Origin of the sequence: Angelakisella massiliensis, assembly GCF_900104675.1 — a bacterium.
Taxonomy (GTDB): Bacteria; Bacillota; Clostridia; order Oscillospirales; family Ruminococcaceae; genus Angelakisella; species Angelakisella massiliensis.
This window is the reverse complement of record NZ_LT629945.1, coordinates 935,270-952,343: the sequence shown is the minus strand read 5'-3', so window position 1 is coordinate 952,343 and position 17,074 is coordinate 935,270. Positions and strand designations below refer to the sequence as shown.

The 17,074-nt window shown below is 56.3% G+C and carries 31 protein-coding genes; 30 read left to right on the top strand and 1 reads right to left on the bottom strand.

Features of this window, described 5'->3' with window-relative positions:
• Nucleotides 1-554: 554 nt before the first annotated feature.
• Nucleotides 555-1,094, bottom strand: a complete 540-nt coding sequence (locus BQ5383_RS09855) for a hypothetical protein (RefSeq protein ID WP_071431578.1) — start codon at nucleotides 1,092-1,094, stop codon at nucleotides 555-557.
• Between the two features lie 1,875 nt (nucleotides 1,095-2,969).
• Between BQ5383_RS09855 and rpsJ the strand changes: the two genes are divergently transcribed.
• The 30 genes from rpsJ (at nucleotide 2,970) to rpsD (ending at nucleotide 17,030) form a co-directional block, all read left to right on the top strand.
• Nucleotides 2,970-3,281 (top strand): 30S ribosomal protein S10, encoded by a 312-nt coding sequence (gene rpsJ / locus BQ5383_RS09850; protein ID WP_071431576.1) that lies wholly within the window; start codon nucleotides 2,970-2,972, stop codon nucleotides 3,279-3,281.
• A 65-nt stretch (nucleotides 3,282-3,346) separates the two neighbouring features.
• Nucleotides 3,347-3,982, top strand: coding sequence for a 50S ribosomal protein L3 (gene rplC, locus BQ5383_RS09845; RefSeq protein ID WP_071431574.1), 636 nt, complete (start codon nucleotides 3,347-3,349; stop codon nucleotides 3,980-3,982).
• Between the two features lie 17 nt (nucleotides 3,983-3,999).
• Nucleotides 4,000-4,623, top strand: a complete 624-nt coding sequence (rplD, locus tag BQ5383_RS09840; protein WP_071431572.1) for a 50S ribosomal protein L4 — start codon at nucleotides 4,000-4,002, stop codon at nucleotides 4,621-4,623.
• Nucleotides 4,623-4,919, top strand: coding sequence for a 50S ribosomal protein L23 (gene rplW, locus BQ5383_RS09835; protein ID WP_071435005.1), 297 nt, complete (start codon nucleotides 4,623-4,625; stop codon nucleotides 4,917-4,919). Before rplD ends, rplW begins: the two co-directional genes overlap by 1 nt.
• Nucleotides 4,920-5,021: 102 nt before the next feature.
• On the top strand, nucleotides 5,022-5,855 hold the full coding sequence (gene rplB, locus BQ5383_RS09830; protein ID WP_071431569.1) for a 50S ribosomal protein L2: 834 nt from the start codon (nucleotides 5,022-5,024) through the stop codon (nucleotides 5,853-5,855).
• A gap of 26 nt (nucleotides 5,856-5,881) precedes the next feature.
• Complete coding sequence (gene rpsS, locus BQ5383_RS09825; protein WP_071431567.1) at nucleotides 5,882-6,154, top strand: 30S ribosomal protein S19; 273 nt, start codon at nucleotides 5,882-5,884, stop codon at nucleotides 6,152-6,154.
• 23 nt (nucleotides 6,155-6,177) lie between these two features.
• Nucleotides 6,178-6,519 (top strand): 50S ribosomal protein L22, encoded by a 342-nt coding sequence (gene rplV, locus BQ5383_RS09820; protein ID WP_071431566.1) that lies wholly within the window; start codon nucleotides 6,178-6,180, stop codon nucleotides 6,517-6,519.
• Between the two features lie 20 nt (nucleotides 6,520-6,539).
• The gene (gene rpsC, locus BQ5383_RS09815; protein WP_071431564.1) at nucleotides 6,540-7,220 is read left to right on the top strand and encodes a 30S ribosomal protein S3; all 681 of its coding nucleotides are present in this window, start codon (nucleotides 6,540-6,542) and stop codon (nucleotides 7,218-7,220) included.
• Nucleotides 7,220-7,645, top strand: a complete 426-nt coding sequence (gene rplP / locus BQ5383_RS09810; RefSeq protein WP_071431562.1) for a 50S ribosomal protein L16 — start codon at nucleotides 7,220-7,222, stop codon at nucleotides 7,643-7,645. The genes rpsC and rplP overlap by 1 nt, the downstream gene beginning before the upstream one ends.
• Nucleotides 7,645-7,842: a 50S ribosomal protein L29 gene (gene rpmC, locus BQ5383_RS09805; RefSeq protein WP_071431560.1), complete on the top strand. Its 198-nt coding sequence runs from the start codon at nucleotides 7,645-7,647 to the stop codon at nucleotides 7,840-7,842. Before rplP ends, rpmC begins: the two co-directional genes overlap by 1 nt.
• Nucleotides 7,843-7,859: 17 nt before the next feature.
• On the top strand, nucleotides 7,860-8,120 hold the full coding sequence (rpsQ, locus tag BQ5383_RS09800; protein WP_076944474.1) for a 30S ribosomal protein S17: 261 nt from the start codon (nucleotides 7,860-7,862) through the stop codon (nucleotides 8,118-8,120).
• A gap of 86 nt (nucleotides 8,121-8,206) precedes the next feature.
• Entirely contained in the window at nucleotides 8,207-8,575 is a 369-nt protein-coding gene (gene rplN, locus BQ5383_RS09795; protein WP_071431558.1) for a 50S ribosomal protein L14, read from the top strand.
• Nucleotides 8,576-8,594: 19 nt separating this feature from the next.
• Nucleotides 8,595-8,912, top strand: a complete 318-nt coding sequence (gene rplX, locus BQ5383_RS09790; protein ID WP_071431556.1) for a 50S ribosomal protein L24 — start codon at nucleotides 8,595-8,597, stop codon at nucleotides 8,910-8,912.
• A gap of 17 nt (nucleotides 8,913-8,929) precedes the next feature.
• On the top strand, nucleotides 8,930-9,469 hold the full coding sequence (rplE, locus tag BQ5383_RS09785) for a 50S ribosomal protein L5 (RefSeq protein ID WP_071431554.1): 540 nt from the start codon (nucleotides 8,930-8,932) through the stop codon (nucleotides 9,467-9,469).
• A 17-nt stretch (nucleotides 9,470-9,486) separates the two neighbouring features.
• Nucleotides 9,487-9,672, top strand: a complete 186-nt coding sequence (locus BQ5383_RS09780) for a type Z 30S ribosomal protein S14 (RefSeq protein ID WP_071431552.1) — start codon at nucleotides 9,487-9,489, stop codon at nucleotides 9,670-9,672.
• Nucleotides 9,673-9,698: 26 nt separating this feature from the next.
• A complete protein-coding gene (gene rpsH, locus BQ5383_RS09775; RefSeq protein ID WP_071431550.1) occupies nucleotides 9,699-10,097 on the top strand; it encodes a 30S ribosomal protein S8 in 399 nt (132 codons plus the stop codon).
• Nucleotides 10,098-10,110: 13 nt separating this feature from the next.
• Entirely contained in the window at nucleotides 10,111-10,656 is a 546-nt protein-coding gene (gene rplF, locus BQ5383_RS09770) for a 50S ribosomal protein L6 (protein ID WP_071431548.1), read from the top strand.
• Nucleotides 10,657-10,673: 17 nt separating this feature from the next.
• Complete coding sequence (rplR, locus tag BQ5383_RS09765) at nucleotides 10,674-11,033, top strand: 50S ribosomal protein L18 (RefSeq protein WP_071431546.1); 360 nt, start codon at nucleotides 10,674-10,676, stop codon at nucleotides 11,031-11,033.
• A 17-nt stretch (nucleotides 11,034-11,050) separates the two neighbouring features.
• Nucleotides 11,051-11,551 (top strand): 30S ribosomal protein S5, encoded by a 501-nt coding sequence (gene rpsE, locus BQ5383_RS09760; RefSeq protein ID WP_071431544.1) that lies wholly within the window; start codon nucleotides 11,051-11,053, stop codon nucleotides 11,549-11,551.
• A gap of 14 nt (nucleotides 11,552-11,565) precedes the next feature.
• Nucleotides 11,566-11,751 (top strand): 50S ribosomal protein L30, encoded by a 186-nt coding sequence (gene rpmD, locus BQ5383_RS09755; protein ID WP_071431542.1) that lies wholly within the window; start codon nucleotides 11,566-11,568, stop codon nucleotides 11,749-11,751.
• Nucleotides 11,752-11,770: 19 nt separating this feature from the next.
• Nucleotides 11,771-12,211 carry a 50S ribosomal protein L15 gene (rplO, locus tag BQ5383_RS09750; RefSeq protein WP_071431540.1) on the top strand — a complete coding sequence of 147 codons (441 nt, stop codon included), beginning with the start codon at nucleotides 11,771-11,773 and terminating at the stop codon, nucleotides 12,209-12,211.
• The gene (gene secY / locus BQ5383_RS09745; protein WP_071431538.1) at nucleotides 12,212-13,498 is read left to right on the top strand and encodes a preprotein translocase subunit SecY; all 1,287 of its coding nucleotides are present in this window, start codon (nucleotides 12,212-12,214) and stop codon (nucleotides 13,496-13,498) included.
• Nucleotides 13,499-13,524: 26 nt separating this feature from the next.
• Complete coding sequence (locus BQ5383_RS09740) at nucleotides 13,525-14,163, top strand: adenylate kinase (RefSeq protein ID WP_071431536.1); 639 nt, start codon at nucleotides 13,525-13,527, stop codon at nucleotides 14,161-14,163.
• Nucleotides 14,160-14,909 carry a type I methionyl aminopeptidase gene (gene map, locus BQ5383_RS09735; protein ID WP_071431534.1) on the top strand — a complete coding sequence of 250 codons (750 nt, stop codon included), beginning with the start codon at nucleotides 14,160-14,162 and terminating at the stop codon, nucleotides 14,907-14,909. Before BQ5383_RS09740 ends, map begins: the two co-directional genes overlap by 4 nt.
• Before the next feature lie 12 nt (nucleotides 14,910-14,921).
• A complete protein-coding gene (locus BQ5383_RS09730) occupies nucleotides 14,922-15,203 on the top strand; it encodes a KOW domain-containing RNA-binding protein (RefSeq protein ID WP_071431532.1) in 282 nt (93 codons plus the stop codon).
• Nucleotides 15,203-15,421, top strand: a complete 219-nt coding sequence (gene infA, locus BQ5383_RS09725) for a translation initiation factor IF-1 (protein WP_071431530.1) — start codon at nucleotides 15,203-15,205, stop codon at nucleotides 15,419-15,421. Before BQ5383_RS09730 ends, infA begins: the two co-directional genes overlap by 1 nt.
• Nucleotides 15,422-15,455: 34 nt before the next feature.
• Nucleotides 15,456-15,569: a 50S ribosomal protein L36 gene (gene rpmJ, locus BQ5383_RS09720; protein ID WP_071431528.1), complete on the top strand. Its 114-nt coding sequence runs from the start codon at nucleotides 15,456-15,458 to the stop codon at nucleotides 15,567-15,569.
• 30 nt (nucleotides 15,570-15,599) lie between these two features.
• A complete protein-coding gene (gene rpsM, locus BQ5383_RS09715) occupies nucleotides 15,600-15,968 on the top strand; it encodes a 30S ribosomal protein S13 (protein WP_071431526.1) in 369 nt (122 codons plus the stop codon).
• A 12-nt stretch (nucleotides 15,969-15,980) separates the two neighbouring features.
• Nucleotides 15,981-16,382: a 30S ribosomal protein S11 gene (gene rpsK / locus BQ5383_RS09710; protein WP_071431524.1), complete on the top strand. Its 402-nt coding sequence runs from the start codon at nucleotides 15,981-15,983 to the stop codon at nucleotides 16,380-16,382.
• Between the two features lie 21 nt (nucleotides 16,383-16,403).
• Nucleotides 16,404-17,030, top strand: a complete 627-nt coding sequence (gene rpsD, locus BQ5383_RS09705) for a 30S ribosomal protein S4 (RefSeq protein WP_071431522.1) — start codon at nucleotides 16,404-16,406, stop codon at nucleotides 17,028-17,030.
• Nucleotides 17,031-17,074: the final 44 nt, after the last annotated feature.

Sequence of the window (17,074 nt, the reverse complement as noted above, 5' to 3'; positions counted from 1 at the left end):
CCGTCACCGCTCCTTCTCCCCAAAAGGTCCCGCTTGCTCCGGCTGCTCGGTTGGTAAACGCCCTCCCGACGCCTCCGCTGCGCTACCAACCTTTTGGGGGCGGAGTGATTTTCATTTATAAGGAAAAAAGGAAAGGAGCCTGCCGCTGTTTTGGCCGGTACCTTTCAGTGTTAAGGGGAACGGGCTGGAGGGATAGTCCCTGCTTCTGTCACGGCGGAACCGAAACCGCCCGCTCGCTATTCGCCTGGATAAAGCCGGACAAAGCCGTTCGCTGCCCTCTGGGGTGAGCTGGCCGCCCAAGGTGGTCAAAGGGGGCGGCGATAAACCGCCGCCCCCCTCGTCAATACAAGGCGAAAGCCCTGGCACAAACTTTCCCATAGTAAAAGATTTTTCTTTAAGCAAAAGGGGAAATGCCGGAATCCCTCAGACTGTGGTTTCCCCTTAAAACCAATTTTTCAGAACAAAAAGCGGGAGCCGTTCCCCTGGCCGTCAGAAAGACAGTTGGAGGAATGGTTCCCGTTTTATGTGGGCAAAAATATGCGGGAGAATAAAAATCAGGCAGAGAGGGCATAATCGGAAAGAAAACCCTGGTAAATCTGCCGTTTGTTTTCCAGTCGGGTAAAGTCGGCAGGCTGCACCAGAGAGAAATCCTTATCCCACTGTACAGCGCCGGACTTGTCCAAAAGATAAGCCACAAACTGAGAGCAGACAAAGTGGTACCGGCATTCTGTGGGGATCCCCAGGGCGATGAAGGGCAGTCCCACAAAATTATAATGGTAGCGCTCATAGTCCCGGAAAAAGTTTCGCAGCAGTCCCCGGATGGCATGGTATTCCTCCTCCGAAACGGGCACCTCATAAATGAGGCAGCGGGTGTGGTACTTGGCGAAGACGCCCCCTTTTGGATTCTCCCGCACCAGCCCGGCAATAAAGGGCAGGTTCATGCTCCGCCGTCCAAAGCTGTACAGCTCTCCCAGCTGACGGTCCATAGCAATGGAAACATGGGTGTATTCCTTGCCGGTGCACAACTGCAGGAATCGGGAAAATTTGGTGCCGGTCATGGAAAGCATAATATAAATGTATCTTTGGCGTTGCATGGAAGAACCTCCTTTGGTGTCAGGTGTGAAAATATGAAGGGATACGGGGGATACGCCCAAAGGGACTTGTCCCTTTGGAAACCCATAGTTGAGGCTGTAGCGATCTAGTTAGTCCCACAAACAGCCTGCCACTGTTTTGATTTGTATCTTTTAGTGTTAAGGGGAACGGGCGGAGGGATGTTTTCTGTTCCTATCCCGACAGAGGTAAAGCCGCCCGCTCGCCGCCGCAAAGTCCGCTACCCTCGGAACGCCCAATTAAGGAATTGGGCATTCCTCACCCACTCCCTTGCGGCGGCTCCTCCGAAAAAAGTCCCGCTTGCTTCGGCTGCTCGGTTGCTTGTGCCCTTTAGGGTAACAAGCGCCCTCCTGACGCCTCCGCTGCGCTAGCAACTTTTTTCGGGCGGGGGAAATTAAAATTAAAAAGGGAATTTAGGTAGTGTCGCAAATGTGCGGTCTGATGGCGGCGCAGCTAAGCTGCGCCGCCCCTAAAGAGAGCGAAACCGACGGTTTGCAGAGGAGAGGTCCTGTCCGCGCACTTTTGTCTCAAGCCCCATCCGCCCGTGGCGGATTTGAATTTTACCTTATCCGCGCAACGGAATACCGGTTCCGCATCGAATAAAAATTACCGTCGCCCGGAAAAAGTTGCTAGCGCAGCGGAGGCGTCGGGAGGGCGTTTACAACCGAGCAGCCGGAGCAAGCGTGACTTTTTCCGGAGAAGCAGACGCAAGGGAGCGGGCGGATGGTCCCCGTACAGGGGACCGGAGCATAGCGGACTTTGCGTCTGCGAGGGCGGCAGCGGAATTCCGGTATTAGCAAGGCGGCGGTATCTGTACTTCCTGCCGTGGGTAGGAGCGAGGGAATGCCGCCCCCGTGTGTCAGGCGGCAAAAAATGGACCATGGGGTGAAGCAGACCCCTTGGGCCATTTTTCCGAGCGTATCGGGCGGGGAAGCAAAAGCAGCCGTTCTTTTTTCCTTATAAAACGGAAATAACCAACGCCCGGGAAAAGTTGGTAGCGCAGCGGAGGCGTCGGGAGGGCGTTTACAACCGAGTAGCCGGAGCAAGCGTGACTTTTCCCGGAGGAGCCGGCACAAGGGAGCGGGCGGATAGCCCCCGCCCAGGGGGCTGGAGCATAGCGGACTTTGTGTCGGCGAAGCGGAACGCTGGTGAATTTTGCTTCCTTTGTTTCATTACAAAGGAAGTGCCCGCCCGGCATGAGGGCTACAGACTGGCGGTACCGTCAAAAGTAAATTTTCCCGGCTGTGCCGGGCACGCAATTCGGCGCCCCATTTTCATATGAAAAGAAAAATTTCCCCGTCCCCTGCCCCACGGCTTTAAAATACGCCCACAACCTCTAAAAAATCTCTAACTGTATGATTGAATTAATACATCATGTGTACTAGCTCAAATAATACAGTACAAGGCCCAAAGCTGTCAAGTCCCCCAAAAGAAATCTCTGGAAGCCTCTTGTAAAAAACAACGAGAAAAGGCGCTTGAAACCTACATTTTTTTCAAAAAAATTTTTTCAAACCCCTTGCAATGACCATACCTGTATGGTATTATACTAGAGCGTGACTGCACACAGATATGCGATGATGCGAGAGGTTGCTGCCATCAGGTAGGTAATTTTCGCGGAGTATGTCCGATTTTAAACCGGGCGGCTTAAATACTGACAGGCTGCTGCGCCCTCAGGGGTGGGCCTGTGCGTAGAAGTCTGCGACTGAGCAGACAGGTCCCGGATAAACCATGCCTTTCGTTAAGGCTCGGTTTTCCGGTTTTTTCTATGTCACAGCGCGAAACACCCGGCGGGGTTTGCGGCATAAACAGTGGAAAAACCGTCGCCTAGGGAACCAAACATTTCAAGGAGGCGATGCAAAGTGGCAGTCAAGGAGAAAATCAGAATCAGACTCAGAAGTTATGACCACCAGCTGGTGGACGCATCAGCGGAGAAGATCGTGGAGACCGCTCGGAGAACCGGCGCTCGGGTATCCGGCCCCATCCCGCTCCCCACTGAGAAAGAGGTCGTCACCATCCTGCGGGCCGTCCACAAGTATAAGGACAGCCGTGAGCAGTTTGAGATGAGAACCCACAAGAGACTCATCGACATCCTCAGACCGTCCAACAAAACTGTGGAAGCTCTCAAAGGTCTGGAACTCCCTGCCGGCGTTGAGATCGAGATCAAGCTCTGATCCCATTTGCGGCAAGGTCATGTTGGCGAAAGCCAACCAATAACCGAATGTAGGAGGAACAAAAAATGCAAAAGTGTATCATCGGCAAAAAGATCGGCATGACCCAGTTGTTCGATGAAAGCGGCAAGGTCATCCCCGTCACAGTCATTGAAGCGGGTCCCTGCGTCGTGGTGCAGAAGAAGACCACCGAAAACGACGGTTATGAAGCCGTGCAGATCGGTTTCGGCGCACTGAGCGACAAGCGGGCCAACAAGGCTGTCAAGGGTCACTTCGCCAAGGCTGACGTAGCTCTGAAGAAAACTCTCAGAGAGTTCCGCCTGGAGGACATCTCCGGACTGAACGTCGGCGATCTCATCAAGGCTGACGTCTTCGCCGCCGGCGACAAGATCGACGTCTGCGGCACCTCTAAAGGTAAAGGTTACGCCGGCACCATCAAGCGCTGGGGCAACCACCGCCTGAAGGAAACCCACGGTACCGGCCCTGTCCACAGACACGCCGGCTCCAACGGCCCCGTCAGCGATCCCTCCAGAGTGCAGAAGGGCAAGCGCCTGCCCGGTCACATGGGTGTGGAGCGGGTCACCGTCCAGAACCTGGACGTTGTCAAGATCGATGCTGAGAACAATTTGATCGCGGTGCGCGGCGCGGTTCCCGGCCCCAAGGGCGGAATCGTTTACATCACCGACACCGTGAAGAAGGCGTAAGGAAGGAGGAAGAAACAATGCCAAAGGTTACTATTTATGATATGACCGGTAAAAGCGTTGGGGAAAGAGACCTTTCTGATGCCATCTTCGCTATAGAGCCCAACAAGTATGCTCTTCACGCTGTGGTGAAGAACTATCTGGCCAACCAGCGCCAGGGCACCCAGTCCACCCTGACCCGTACTGAGGTCCGGGGCGGCGGCAGAAAGCCCTGGAGACAGAAGGGTACCGGCCACGCCAGACAGGGCTCCATCCGGGCTCCCCAGTGGACCCACGGCGGCGTCGCTCTGGGCCCCAAGCCCCGCAGCTACAACTACACCCTCAACAAGAAGGTCAAGGTGCTGGCTCTGAAGTCCGCTCTGTCCTCCAAGGTTCTGGAGAACGAGCTGGTGGTTGTGGACAACATCGCCGTTGAGGACTACAAGACCAAGACCGTCGTGGCTATGCTCAGCGCCCTGGGCGCCGGCAAGAAGGCCATGATCGTGACCGCCGCTCCCGATGCCAAGCTCATCGGCAGCGCCAACAACATCCCCGGCGTGAAGACTGCTGTGGTGGGTGCTCTGAATGCTTATGACATTCTCAACACCGGCAAGTTCATCATCTCCGCCGAGGCTGTGGATAAGCTGGAGGAGGTGTACAAATGATGAAGACCGCTCATGATATCATCCTGGCTCCCGTCATCACAGAGAACAGCATGGAGGGCCTGGCCCAGAGAAAGTACACTTTCAAAGTCGCCAAGAACGCCAACAAGATCGAGATCGCCAAGGCTGTGGAGACTGTGTTCCCCGGCGTCAAGGTGGCCGGCGTCAACACCCTCAACTGCAAGGGTACCCTCAAGCGGATGGGCCGGTATTCCGGCTACACCCCCGATTACAAGAAGGCTGTCATCACCCTGACCGCTGACAGCAAGACCATCGAGTTCTTCGATTCCATGCAGTAAGTTCCCGGTGGGAACGAGCGGGGGTACTGTCCCCCGCGGGGAAAACCTCCCCGAAGTATGGAGCTGCTCCAGCTCCGCTAATGATGACAAGGAGTGAAAGAAATGGCTATCAAAAAATATAAGCCCACGACAGCCGGCCGGCGTACCATGACCGTCACCGACTACTCCGGTCTGTCCAAGGTTGCCCCTGAGAAGAGCCTCCTTGAGCCCCTCAAGAAGCATTCCGGCCGCAACAACACGGGCAAGATCACCGTTCGCCATCACGGCGGCGGCAACCGGCAGAAATACCGCATCATCGACTTCAAGAGAGACAAGGCTGACATGAAGGCCAACGTCCTGACTCTGGAGTACGATCCCAACCGTTCCGCTCACATCGCTCTCGTTCAGTACGAGGACGGCGAGAAGAGATATATCGTTGCTCCCCACGGCCTGAAGGTGGGAGACGTCATCGTCTCCGGCGCCGGCGCTGACATCAAGACCGGCAACGCCCTTCCTCTGGCCAACATTCCCGTCGGTACCTTCATCCACAACGTGGAGATGTATCCCGGCAAGGGTGCTCAGCTGGCTCGCGCCGCCGGCATCCAGGCTCAGCTGATGGCTAAGGAGAATGGCATGGCCCTGATCCGTCTGCCCTCCGGCGAGCTGCGGAATGTTCCCCAGCAGTGCATGGCCACCATCGGCCAGGTTGGCAACATCGACCATGAGAACGTTCACATCGGTAAAGCCGGCCGTACCCGTCACATGGGCATTCGTCCCACCGTCCGCGGTTCTGTCATGAACCCCTGCGACCATCCTCACGGCGGTGGTGAGGGCAAGTCCCCCATCGGCCGTCCCGGCCCTGTGACCCCCTGGGGCAAGCCCGCTCTTGGTTATAAGACCAGAGCGAAGCACAAGAGCTCCGACAAGTTCATTGTAAAGCGCCGTAACGCCAAATAAGGCTGGCTGAAAGGAGGAACGAGTTCATGGGCAGAAGCGTTAAAAAGGGACCTTTCGTACAGCCGAAGCTGCTGGAAAGAGTCGAAGAGATGAATAAAACCGGCGAGAAGCGGGTGCTCAAGACCTGGAGCAGAGCTTCCACCATTTTCCCGGACTTTGTGGGACACACCTTCGCCGTCCACGACGGCCGCAAGCACGTTCCGGTCTATGTGACCGAGGATATGGTTGGCCACAAGCTGGGTGAGTTTGCCCCCACACGGACCTTTAAGGGCCACGCGGGCAACAAGAAGACCAAATAAGGGCCGAAAGGAGGAAAAACACAATGGAAGCAAGGGCTTACCTGAGACACGCCCGCATTTCTCCCCGTAAGGTGCAGATCGTTCTGGATCAGATCCGCAACAAGCCTGTGGAGGAAGCGCTGGCGATTCTGAAATATACCCCCAAGGCTGCCTGCGAGCCGCTGGAGAAGCTGCTCCGCAGCGCCATTGCAAACGGCGTCAACGATCCCGCCAAGAATATGGATCGCAACAGCATGTACGTAGCAGAGTGTTTTGTCTGCCCCGGCCCCACACTCAAGAGAATCCGTCCCAGAGCGCGGGGCAGAGCGTTCCACGTTCTGAAGAGAACCTCCCATGTCACTATGGTGGTTCGGGACAAAGAGTAAGCTGAAAGAGGAGGTAAACTATGGGCCAAAAAGTAAATCCCCACGGCCTTCGTGTGGGTGTAATCAAGGATTGGGATTCCCGCTGGTTTGCTCGCGATAACGCTTTCGGCGATATCTTGGTCGAGGACTACAAGCTGCGGAAGTTCCTGAAGAAAACCCTGTATGATGCCGGCATCCCCAAGATCGAGATCGAGCGTGATGCCGCCAGAGTCCGCATTCACATTCACTGCGCCCGTCCCGGCGTGGTCATCGGCAAGGGCGGCACCGAGATCGAGAAGCTGCGTCTGGCCTGCGAGAAGATGATCAACAAGGGCAAGGAGCAGAAGATGGCTGTCTCCGTCAACGTTGTTGAGGTTCGTCAGCCTGATAAGAACGCCCAGCTGGTTGCCGAGAGCATCGCTGCTCAGCTGGAGAACCGGGCTTCCTTCCGCCGCGCTATGAAGCAGGCCATCGGCCGCGCCATGAAGTTCGGCGCCAAGGGTATCAAGACTCAGGTGTCCGGCCGTCTGGGCGGCGCTGAGATCGCCCGTACCGAGCAGTATCACGAGGGCACCATCCCGCTGCAGACCATCCGCGCCGACATCGACTACGGCTTCGCGGAGGCTGCCACCACCTATGGCCGCATCGGCGTCAAGGTGTGGATCTATGCCGGCGAGGTCCTCGCTGAGCGCAAACCCCGCCAGGAAGGAGGCAATAAGTAATGCTTCTGCCAAAGAGAGTTAAATACCGCCGCGTCCACAGAGGACGTCTGACCGGTAAGGCCACCAGAGGCAATACCGTCACCTACGGTGATTTCGGCCTCCAGGCTCTGGAGCCCGCCTGGGTCACCTCCAATCAGATCGAGGCCGCCCGTATCGCCATGACCCGTTATATCAAGCGTGGCGGTCAGGTTTGGATCAAGATTTTCCCCGACAAGCCCATCACCGAGAAGCCCGCTGAGACCCGCATGGGTTCCGGTAAAGGTTCCCCCGAGTACTGGGTTGCTGTCGTTAAGCCCGGCAGAGTGATGTTCGAGATCGGCGGCATCGAAGAGTCCGTCGCTCGTGAGGCCATGCGTCTGGCCGCTCACAAGCTGCCCATCAAGTGCAAGTTTGTCAAGAAAGAGACCGAAGGGAGTGAAGCGTAATGAAAGCCACCGAGATCAGAGATCTTTCCACCGCCGAGCTGAATCAGAAGCTGGCCGACCTCAAGGCTGAGCTTTTCAACCTTCGCTTCCAGCACGCCGTCAACCAGCTGGATAACCCCCTGAGACTGAACCTTGTCAAGAAGGACATCGCCCGTCTCAAGACCGTTATCAGAGAGAAAGAGCTGAAGGCTCAGTAAGAAGGGAGGACGAAGCTGTGAGCGAAGAGAGAAACCTGAGAAAGACCCGGGTAGGCAAGGTCGTCAGCGACAAGATGGACAAGACCGTCGTCGTCGCCATCGCCGACAATGTCAGACACCCCCTTTATAAGAAGATCGTCAAGCGCACTGTCAAGTTCAAGGCACACGACGAGGAGAACGCTTGCGGTATCGGCGACACCGTGATGATCATGGAGACCCGCCCTCTGTCCAAGGACAAGAGATGGAGAGTTTGCCAGATCATCGAGAAGGCGAAATAAGCCTCTCTCCCGTTACCAAAACCCGTTCGTTACGAAGATTTTGAGTATGACTTAAATATAAGTCTCACCGAAAGGAGGAACGCTCTGTGATTCAGATGCAGACCTATCTCAAAGTGGCCGACAACACCGGTGCCAAGGAACTGATGTGCATTCGCGTGCTGGGAGGCTCCCGTAAGAGATACGCCAACATCGGCGACGTGGTGGTGGCTTCCGTCAAGAAGGCCGCTCCCGGCGGCGTCGTGAAGAAGGGCGACGTTGTAAAGGCAGTTATCGTGCGTTCGGCCAAGGGCCTCCGTCGTGAGGATGGTACTTACATCCGCTTCGACGAGAACGCAGCCGTTATCATTAAGGAAGACAAAAACCCCAAGGGTACCCGTATCTTTGGGCCAGTGGCCAGAGAGCTTCGTGAAAAGGATTATATGAAGATCCTCTCTCTCGCCCCTGAGGTTCTGTAATTGGAGGTGTCGCATCAAGATGAATAATCTTCACGTTAAAAAGGGCGACACAGTCGTCGTTCTGTCCGGTAAGGACAAGGGCAAGAAGGGCAAGGTCCTGGAAGTCAGCCCCAAGGAGCAGAAGGTCATCGTTGAGGGCCTGAACATGGTCACCAAGCATGTCAAGCCCCGCAGACAGGGCGATGCCGGCGGCATCGTCAAGGCCGAAGGCGCTCTGTACGCCTGCAAGGTGATGGCTGTTTGCCCCAAGTGCGGCAAGCCCACCCGTCTCGGTCGCAAGATCAAAGAGGACGGCAGCAAGGCTCGCGTTTGCAAGCTGTGCGGCGCAGAATACTAAGAGAAGGAGGAGAAGACATGGCTCGTTTGAAAGAGACCTATAAAAACGAAATCGCCCCTGCTCTGATGAGCAAGTTCGGTTACAAGAGCGTCATGCAGATCCCCAAGCTCGAGAAGGTTGTGCTGAACATCGGCTGCAGCGAACTGAAAGAGAATCCCAAGGTTCTGGACGCCATCATGGGCGACCTGAGCAAGATCACCGGACAGAAGCCCGTGGCTACCAAGGCCCGGAAGTCCGTCGCCAACTTCAAGCTCCGTGAGGGCATGGTCATTGGCGCCAAGGTGACCCTGCGCGGCGACCGTATGTATGAGTTCATCGATCGCTTCTTTAACTTTGCTCTCCCCCGCGTCAGAGACTTCCGGGGCATCAACCCCAACGGCTTTGACGGCAGAGGCAACTACAACATGGGTATCCGGGAGCAGCTGATCTTCCCGGAGATCGAGTATGATAAGATCGACAAGGTCCGCGGCATGGACATCACCTTTGTCACCACCGCCAAGACCGACGAAGAGGCCAAGGAGCTGATCACTCTCCTGGGCGCGCCGTTTGCAAAGTAAGGAGGTAGAGAAGGGTTATGGCAAAGGTTTCCATGAAAATTAAGCAGCAGCGTCCTGCTAAGTTCTCTACCAGAGAGTACAACAGATGCAAGATCTGCGGCCGTCCCCATGCTTATCTGCGCAAATACGGCATCTGCCGTATCTGCTTCCGGGAGCTGGCTTACAAGGGTCAGATCCCCGGCGTCAAGAAAGCAAGCTGGTAACAAGTAATAGCAAAGGAGGTTGACCTATGTATATCACCGATACCATCGCCGATATGCTCACCCGCATCCGGAACGCGAATTCGGCCAAACATGACACGGTAGATATTCCTGCGTCAAAGATGAAGACTGCTATTGCTCAGATTCTTCTTGACGAGGGTTATATTAAAGGTTTCACCGTCGTGGACGACGGAAAGCAGGGCGTTATCCACATGACGCTCAAATACGGTCCTGGCAAGACCCAGGTGATTCAGGGGCTGCGGAGAGTTTCCAAGCCCGGCCTGCGGATCTACACCAGCTGTGAGGATATGCCCAAGGTGCTCAAAGGTCTGGGTATCGCCATCCTTTCCACCTCCAAGGGCGTCATCACCGACAAGCAGGCCCGCAAGGAAAACGTCGGCGGCGAAGTGCTGGCGTTCATCTGGTAAGGGGGGAAATAAGATGAGCAGAATCGGTAACAAACACATCGACATTCCCGCCGGCGTAGAGGTGAAGATCGACGGCACCACCGTCACCGCCAAGGGCCCGGTGGGCACTCTCACCAGGACTTTTGACAGCCGGATGGGCATCGCTATGGAGGGCAACGTCATCCACGTTACCCGTCCCAATGATGAGAAGATCTGCAAGAGCCTCCATGGTTTGACCAGAACTCTGGTTCACAACATGGTGGAGGGCGTTGCTCACGGCTTCTCCAAGGAGCTGGAAGTCAACGGCGTCGGCTATCGTGCCGCCAAGCAGGGCACTAACCTGGTCATGAACCTGGGTTATTCCCATCAGGTCATCGTTCCGGAGATCCCCGGGATCACCATTGATGTTCCCGCTCCCAACAAGATCATTGTCAAAGGCCCTGATAAGGAAGTTGTTGGACAGTTCGCGGCTGAGATCCGCGAGAAGCGTCCTCCCGAACCCTATAAGGGCAAGGGCATCAAGTATGTCGGCGAGACCATCATCCGCAAGGAAGGCAAAGCCGGTAAGGGCAAGAAGTAAGGAAGGAGGAGTAAAGAATGGTAAGCAAGCCTAGCGCAAAGCAGAACAGACTCAAGAGACGCGCCAGAGTCAGAGGCAAGATCTCCGGCACCGCGCAGCGTCCGCGGCTCTCCGTATTCCGCTCCGCCAAACACATCTATGCCCAGCTGATCGATGACGTCGCAGGCGTCACTCTGGCAGCTGCTTCCTCCATGGATAAGGACTTTGAGGGCAATGGCGGCAACAAAGAGGCGGCCAAGAAGGTCGGCCTGGCTGTCGCAGAGAAAGCAAAGGCCAAGGGTATCGAAGAGGTTGTCTTCGACCGCGGCGGCTTTATCTATCATGGCCGTGTCAAAGAACTGGCTGAGGGCGCCCGTGAAGGCGGACTCAAATTCTAATAGGAGGAGGGACACTTTTGGCTAGAATCGACGCTTCTGCACTGAATCTCAACGAGAGAGTAGTTGCAATCAACCGTGTATCCAAGACCGTCAAGGGCGGCCGTATCTTCAAGTTTGCCGCGCTGGTCGTCGTGGGCGACGGCAACGGCCTGGTCGGCTTTGGTCTTGGTAAAGCCTCCGAGGTGCCGGACGCTATCCGCAAAGGCATCGAGGATGCGAAGAAGAACGTTATCCGCATCTCCCTGAAGGGCACCACCATTCCTCATGAGGTCATCGGCAAATTCGGCGCCGGCGAAGTGCTCATGAAGCCCGCCCCCCAGGGTACCGGCGTTATCGCCGGCGGCGCTGTCCGTGCGGTGATGGAGATGGCCGGTATCCGGGATATCCGTACCAAGTGCCTGCGCTCCAATAACCCCTGCAACGTGGTCACCGCCACTATCAACGGCCTGGCCTCCCTGCGGGACGCTGAGCAGGTTGCTGCTGTCCGCGGCAAGTCTGCCAAGGAAATTTTTGAATAAGGAGGTAGCTTGAAATGGCAAACGGAACGCTGAAAATCAAGCTGGTCAAGGGTTTGGCCGGCAGAAAAGCTCCCCAGATCGCTACTGCTTATTCTCTGGGTCTTCGGAAGATCGGTCAGGTGACCGTTCAGCCCGACAATGAGGCTACCAAGGGCAAGATCGCCAAGATCTCCCACCTCGTGGAAGTCACAAACGCTTGAGCAAGGAGGTGCAGGTACAATGAAATTGCATGAGCTTTCCCCCGCCCCCGGCTCCACCAAGAAGGCTTACCGGGTGGGCCGCGGCGCTGGCTCCGGTAACGGCAAGACCGCGGGCAAGGGCCACAAGGGTCAGAACGCCCGTTCCGGCGGCGGTGTGCGCCCCGGTTTTGAAGGCGGCCAGATGCCCCTTCAGAGACGTATCCCCAAGAGAGGTTTCGTCAACATTTTTGGGACCAAGTATGCTACCATCAACGTAGAGGATCTCAACCGCTTTGAGGATGGCGCCGTGGTAGACGCCAAGGCAATCGTAGAAGCTGGTCTGCTGAAGAAGACTCTGGACGGCGTCAAGGTTCTGGGCAGAGGCGAACTGACCAAGAAACTCACCGTCAACGTTGCGGCTTTTTCCGCAGGCGCCAAGAGCAAGATCGAAGCAGCCGGCGGAAAGGCTGAGGTGGTATAAATGATCCAGACGCTGAGAAATGCCTGGAAAATCGAGGACCTCCGTAAAAAGCTGATCTACACCATGTTCATCCTTTTTATCGTGAGACTGGGTTCCGCTATTCCGGTTCCCTTCCTTGATCCCACCGCACTGAAGGCCATGATCAGCTCCGGCGGTAACCTGCTGGGCTATCTGGATGTGCTCACCGGCGGCGCTCTCAGTAACGCCACCCTGCTGGCACTGTCCATTTCTCCCTACATTACCGCGTCCATCGTCATCCAGCTGCTGACTGTGGCCATCCCGGCCCTGGAGCGGATGGCGAAGAACGGTGAGGACGGGCAGAAGAAGCTGAAGAAGATCACCCGGTACACCACCGTGGCCCTGGCGGTCCTTCAGGCCTTCGCCTTCTACACCCTGTTCCGTAACGGCTATTATGCTGTCACCTATACGGAAGGCTTCGCAGGTGTGCTGACCGCGCTGGCCATCATCGCCGCCTTTACTGCCGGCGCCATGGTGGTAGTGTGGCTGGGCGAGCGGATCGATGAGAAGGGTATCGGCAACGGTATCTCTCTGATCCTGTTTGTGGGTATCGTTTCCCGCGGCCCCGGTGCTGTCTACGAGCTGACCCAGTATTTTGCACAGGGTCCCCAGTACTATGTGCTGGTTCCCCTGGTGGCGGTGCTCTTTGTACTGCTCATCGGCTTCATCGTTCTGATGAACAACGCTGAGCGGCGCATCACCGTCCAGTACGCCAAGAAAGTGGTAGGCCGCAAGATGTACGGCGGTCAGAGCTCCTATATTCCCATCAAGGTGAATATGTCCGGTGTTCTGCCCATCATCTTCGCCAGCACCTTCCTGGCCATCCCCGGTACTATCAAGAGCTTCGTGGACCCCATGGGCACCACCACTCTTGGACAGATTCTGGGTGCTTTCAACTACAACACCTGGCTGTACGCGGTGATTTATTTCTTCCTCATCATCGGCTTTAACTATTTCTATATTGCGATCCAGTATAATCCCATTGAGATGGCCAACAATCTGCGCAAGAACAACGGCGCCATCCCCGGTATCCGTCCCGGTAAGCCCACTTCGGACTTCATCACCAAGGTTATCTCCAAGATCACTCTGGTGGGGGCGCTGATGCTGGCTGTCATCGCGATTCTGCCCATCATTCTGGGCAATGTCGCCAAGATGAACATCGCTTTGGGTGGTACTTCCATCATCATTCTGGTGGGCGTGGCTCTGGATACTGTACGGAGCCTGGAATCTCAGATGATGATGCGCCACTACAAAGGCTTCCTTGAGTAAAAGCAGGACTTTTGGAGGGTGACATGATGAATCTGGTTCTAATGGGCGCTCCTGGAGCGGGCAAAGGCACCCAGGGTGAGATCATCAGCGAGCGTTTTGAGCTCCCGGAGATCTCCACCGGCAGTGTGCTGCGTGAAGCCATCAAAAGCGGCTCTCCTTTGGGCGAGCAGGTCAAAAGCCTGATTGCCCAGGGAAAGCTGGTCCCTGATGAGATAATCAACCAGGTGGTCAAAGACCGCCTTTCCCAGGCGGACTGCGCCAAGGGCTTTATTCTGGACGGCTTCCCCCGGACGCTGGCCCAGGCCCAGGCGCTGGACGCCATGGGCGTCACCATCGACAAAGTTTTGTACATCAATGTTCCCGACCAGGTGATTCTGGAGCGTCTCGGCGGCCGTCGGGTCTGCGAGAAATGCGGCGAGACCTACCACATCAAACACCAGCCTTCCTCCGCGGGAGAACTGTGTGAGAAATGCGGCGGCAAGCTGATCATCCGTGCCGACGACAAGCCTGAGACCATCCGGGACCGGCTGGCTACCTATCACCAGAGCACCTATCCTGTGGTGGAATACTACAGAGGTCAGGGCAAGCTGCTGGAAGTGGACGGCACCGGGAACATTGAAGCGATTACTGAGCGAACCCTTCGGGTGCTGGAGGATGAAGAATGATTGTGCTGAAAACCAGTAAGGAGCTGGCGCTGATGCGCGAAGCGGGGCGGATCTCCCACCTGGCGCTGATGGCGGGGGTGAAGGCGGTTGCTCCGGGCAAAACCACCATGGAGATCAACCAGGTCATCCACGACTTTATCGTCTCTCATGGAGCAAAGCCTTCCTTCCTGGGCTACGGCGGATTTCCTGCGGCAGCCTGTATTTCCATCAATGAAGAAGTGATCCATGGTATCCCCTCCAAGCATCGGAAGATCAAGGAAGGGGACATCGTCAGCATCGACACCGGCGCCATTTATCAGGGCTACCACGGCGACAATGCCTTTACGGTAGCGGCGGGTACCCCCGCCCCTGAAGTGGCGCAGCTGCTGGAAGTGACACAAAAGTGTCTGGAGCTGGGCATCGCCCAGGCTCTGCCGGGCAACCGGCTGGGGGACATCGGTTTTGCCATCCAGAGCTATGCCGAGAGCTTCGGCTACGGCGTGGTTAAGGAGTATGTGGGCCACGGGATCGGTACAGAAATGCACCAGGACCCCGAGGTCCCCAACTATGGCGTGCCCGGCAAGGGCCGCCGCCTCTCCTCTGGTATGACCCTGGCTATCGAGCCCATGATCAATCTCAAAGGCGCCGGAGTAAAACAGCTCTCCGACGGCTGGACAGTAGTGACCCACAGCGGACTTCCATCCGCCCATTTCGAGCATACCGTGGCCATTACCGACAACGGTCCGGTGATCCTCACCAGACCCTGAAGGAGGCCCGGGATGTTCAAGCTGGGACAGGTGGTTTGGTCCTCACGGGGACATGACCAGGGAAGTTTTTATGTGGTGGTGGGTCTTGAGCAGGCAAGGGTGTACATCGCCGACGGCAAGCGGCGGAAGCTGCAAGCCCCAAAGGCGAAAAACCCCCTGCATCTGCGTCCCACCAATACCGTCATCGACCTGAGCTCTGTGAGCTCGGACCGCAGACTGCGCACACTGCTGCGGGAGTATCATGCAGAAAGTCAACCAGTGCCAACCGAAAAGGCAGAAAGGAGAGCGCCCTGATGTCAAAGCAGGATGTAATTGAAATCGAAGGCACCGTTGTGGAGAAGCTGCCTAACGCGCAGTTCCAGGTGGAGCTGCCCAACGGCCATGTGCTGCTGGCACATATTTCCGGCAAGCTGCGGATGAACTATATCCGCATCCTTCCCGGCGACAAGGTAACGGTGGAGATCTCGCCCTACGATCTCACCAAGGGACGCATCACCTGGCGTTCCAAGTAAGGAAAAGGGCAAACCCCAAAGGAGGTAGTTTCAAATGAAAGTAAGACCTTCCGTTAAGCCTATGTGCGAGAAGTGCAAGGTGATCAAGCGCAAGGGCCGCATCATGGTCATTTGCGACAATCCCAAGCATAAGCAGCGTCAGGGCTGAACCTAACCTATTTCATGGAGGTGCAAATTAATGGCTCGTATTGCTGGTGTGGACCTGCCCAGAGATAAGCGGATCGAGATCGGTCTGACCTACATCTTCGGCATTGGCCGCAAGACCGCCCAGAACATCCTGGCCGCCACCGGCGTCAACCCTGACGTCCGCGTGAAGGATCTGACCGAGGAGGACGAGGGCAAGATCCGTGACTATATTGACCACAACCTCACCGTTGAGGGCGACCTGAGAAGAAACGTTTCCCTGGACATCAAGCGTCTGGTGGAGATCGGCTGCTACAGAGGCGTCCGTCACAGAAAGGGCCTGCCTGTCAGAGGACAGCGGACCAAGACCAACGCCCGTACCAGAAAAGGTCCGGCGAGAACCATCGCCAATAAGAAGAAGTAAGGAGGGATTGAGATGGCAAAGCAACCCGCAAAGAAAGCTGTCATTCGCAAGCGCCGTGAGCGCAAGAACATCGAGCGCGGAGCCGCTCATATCCAGTCCACATTCAATAACACCATCGTCACCATCACCGACACCCAGGGCAATGCTCTCAGCTGGGCCAGCGCCGGCGGACTGGGCTTCAGAGGTTCCAGAAAGTCCACTCCTTTCGCTGCTCAGACTGCCGCTGAGGTGGCTGCCAAGGCCGCGATGGAGCATGGTCTGAAGACCGTGGAAGTTTATGTCAAGGGCCCTGGCGCCGGTCGTGAGGCCGCCATCCGTGCCCTTCAGGCAGCTGGTCTGGAGGTCAACATGATCAAGGACGTTACCCCCATTCCCCACAACGGCTGCCGCCCGCCCAAGAGACGGCGTGTATAATCGAAAAGGAGGTATTCGTCGATGGCTAGATATACTGGTGCAGTATGCAGACTTTGCCGCCGCGAGGGCAAGAAGCTGTTCCTCAAGGGCGACAGATGCTACTCTGATATGTGTGCCCTGACCCGGAGAGCTTCCGTTCCCGGTCAGCATGGCAAGTCCAGAAAGAAAGTTTCTGAGTACGGCGTTCAGCTGCGTGCCAAGCAGTCCGCCAGAAGATACTACGGCGTGCTGGAAGGCCAGTTCCTCAAGTACTTTGAGATGGCTGAGAGACAGCCCGGTATGGCTGGTGAAAACCTGCTGCGCATCCTGGAGTCCAGACTGGACAACGTGGTTTACCGCGCTGGTTTTGCCGCTTCCAGAAAGGAAGCCAGACAGCTGGTCCGTCATGGTCACTACACCCTCAATGGTCACAAGGCCAACATCCCCTCTATCCTGGTCAAGGCCGGCGATGTGATCGAGGTTACCAGCAAGAGCACTGACAGCGACAAGCTGAAGGCTGTTGTGGAAGCCAACGCTTCCCGTCCCCGTCCCAAGTGGCTGGATGTGGATACCAACAAGATGACCCTGAAGGTTGTGGAGCTGCCCAACCGCGAAGACATTGATCTGGATGTTGAAGAGCATCTCATCGTCGAGCTGTACAGCAAATAATCAGATGATCCGGCAACAGATCGGTAGGGAAGTACAAAGACTTT